This window comes from Cysteiniphilum sp. 19S12-1, assembly GCF_052030685.1.
In the GTDB taxonomy this organism is placed as follows: Bacteria; Pseudomonadota; Gammaproteobacteria; order Francisellales; family Francisellaceae; genus Caedibacter.
Genome location: NZ_JBQAJM010000066.1, coordinates 1 through 2,711, shown reverse-complemented (window position 1 = coordinate 2,711; position 2,711 = coordinate 1). Strand labels below are relative to the sequence as shown.

3 protein-coding genes are annotated in these 2,711 nt (G+C 38.1%); all 3 read left to right on the top strand.

Annotation, left to right across the window (positions count from 1 at the left end; genetic code table 11):
• Positions 1-320, top strand: a 320-nt coding sequence (locus ACTS4L_RS11180) for a hypothetical protein (RefSeq protein WP_440652058.1), incomplete at its 5' end; no start/stop codon positions are given.
• A 485-nt stretch (positions 321-805) separates the two neighbouring features.
• Entirely contained in the window at positions 806-1,528 is a 723-nt protein-coding gene (locus tag ACTS4L_RS11175) for a Hint domain-containing protein (RefSeq protein WP_440652057.1), read from the top strand.
• A gap of 338 nt (positions 1,529-1,866) precedes the next feature.
• On the top strand, positions 1,867-2,565 hold the full coding sequence (locus tag ACTS4L_RS11170; RefSeq protein ID WP_440652056.1) for an IS6 family transposase: 699 nt from the start codon (positions 1,867-1,869) through the stop codon (positions 2,563-2,565).
• Positions 2,566-2,711 lie beyond the last annotated feature (146 nt).

Here is a 2,711-nt window from a genome sequence, read left to right as displayed (position 1 = left end):
ATAGCATATCAGTTAAAGCAAAAAACAATAGCAGTTATGCATGTATACTAGTCAAGCAAAACAATAAACATGAGTTACTTTGCCAAAATTATCCAGCTTCTGATCAAAGTTATTATGATTTCAAGTCACAGCACTATACATTCTCTTTTGGGATTGGATTTATGCATGATAATGACTACACATTGTATACATCAAAAAAGGCACAGGGGGCTTCTCGCGGTTGTAATTATGTCGTCACAATTAACCAAGATGTTACCCCAACTTCTGTGGAAATTAATAATAATGGACAAGCAAACTGTAAAGTAATAAAAAATATTTAAACTTAGCCGATCTGTCCAGAATCTTTAGAGTAACCCTATTTTGGTTAAGCGATTACTTAAACGTTTATCTACGAAGTCAACAACTGAGCTTAAAGATAAAATAACGGCATTTATTGGGTACTTTAATGATGTATTGGCTAAGCCATTTAAATGGACATATAAGGGGAGAGTCCTACAGATGGCGTAATATTTACTTATTTAAAGGATGAGGTACTAGTCGAGTAGCAATAGGGTTTTGCTACTCGACTGAATCTTTACTGATGCCCACTGCTACATTTTGAAACTATATGTTTATGTATTTAAACTTTAAATTTGATTAAATTTAACTGGGGTTACGCAATTTTGCTCAACTACCACACCTCGCAGGCTCGGCACCCCTTCGTTAGCGAAGGGGTGGATGCGAAGCAGATGTGATAGCCTTTAAAAAAATCGCAAGGTGCGTAAATTCAGTAATTAAATTTTTAAAAAAATTAAGGATTGATCAAATGAAATATAAATCGATAATTTCCTCGGTAAGCCTTATCCTTAGCATGGGCGTGGGCGCTTCTTCCATTAGTTATGGAGGTCCACAATCCTATGCAGCATGTGTTTTAACGTGTGAACTTGCGTGTGCTGGTGGGCTAGGAATAACAGGTGGTACGGCATTACCTGCGTACTTACTTTGCGCTGAAACATGTCCAGCAAACTGTACTTGGGCAGCTGCGCTTTGCTTCTCTCCAGACACTCAAATTATTGTATTGGAAGACGGTCAACAAATTAATAAGCACATTGATCAGGTTAAAGTTAATGATTTGGTTAAAACTCTCCATGGGGGTCAAACTGCATGGACAAGGGTAACGAAAAATGATAGATACGATGGTACTACCGAGCTAGTGGAGATTACTCTTCAAGACCCTAAGAGCGACAATCAACCACATATTAAACTAAAAGTTACTCCATTACACGGGGTAGTTCTAATGAACGACCAAATTCGAACGATTGATATAGCTAAAAACACAGTGATAGGTGACAAAATGGAGTGTTTAGATGGTAAGGTATTGCAAGTTATAGGTGTTGATAAATCAATTAGTAACGCTGAATATACCTTTGAAACTGCATCGGGGACAGTATTGGCATCTGGGGTCTTAGTGTCAACAATTTATGATGCAAGTTACTCCAAAGGAGAAAGGCTATACCATAATACGGGTCTAGTCGGAATACGTCAGTAAACCGGTCATAGTGATTTTAAAATAGGGTCTCTATCCCTTACGTCATCTATCTTTGCGGACGTACTGTTTAAATCTAATACAAGCCATTAATATTACCTTTTAAACCGACAGGGTTATTATTTTCATTTATTACCATAGCTTTACTCTTTATATTTTGAGTGAAGGCTTCTTTTAACACCGTCTGCATCAGTTGCTCGGCATGGCTCTGATTTTGGCTAATCTGATCTTCCAGTTGATCGCACAACGCTAACAGGTTTTTAACTTGGTTCTGTCGCAGACTCAACCTCCAGCAAAACATTGTGTATACTCTGCGTACTGAAATCTACTCATTAACTTAGATGCTTAATTTCTCCGGTCGCTGGTATTCTAAAGAAATCATACTGCAAGCCTTGCGCTTATATTTATCTTACTCCTTGAGTTATCGAGATGTAGAAGAGATAATGGCTGAGCGAGGCGCTGCCGTTGATCATAGCACTATCCAAAGGTGGGTTGAGCGTTATGCTAAAGACCTAGAAACAGTATTACGGCATAACTATCGAAAGCATAAGATTTATGTGAGCTGGAGAATGGATGAGACCTATGTTAAGCACAAGGGAAAGTGGGTATACTTATACCGTGCCATTGATAAAGATGGTGATACTTTAGAGTTTATGGTTTCAGAAAAAAGAGATGAAGCATCTGCCACCAAATTATTCAAGAAAGCCATTGGTATGTATGGGTTACCAGAGAAAGTAACAGTTGATAAAAGTGGCGCTAATGAAGCTGCTTTGATATATCTGAACTGCTTGCTATTCCTTCTGGGCGTATGGTCTCATATATGGATTGACATACGCCAGATGAAGTTTCTTAATAATCGCATTGAGCAGGATCATCGGAACATTAAACGGCGAACGAATCCAATGCTAGGGTTTAAGTCGTTGGGTTCGATGGAGTCCACAATTGCTGGATACGAGTTGATTAACATGCTTAGGAAAGGACAGCATATCAATGCTGAAAATATGACCGTCTTTGAGCAATTTTACTCACTCGCAGCATAATTGGGGTTCTGTTGCTCTGGCACGACTTTGGTCCATTCGTCTATTTATTAAACAATAATGTCTTATTTAACAACTCATTGCAAGTTATTAATTTTTCTTAATGCCTTTAAAATAAAGACTTGCTACCATAGCCTACTCATTTCATT

Coding starts and splice junctions, on each gene's coding strand:
- ACTS4L_RS11175 (WP_440652057.1), top strand. CDS start 806: ATGAAATATAAATCGATAATTTCCTCGGTAAGCCTTATCCTTAGCATG.
- ACTS4L_RS11170 (WP_440652056.1), top strand. CDS start 1,867: ATGCTTAATTTCTCCGGTCGCTGGTATTCTAAAGAAATCATACTGCAA.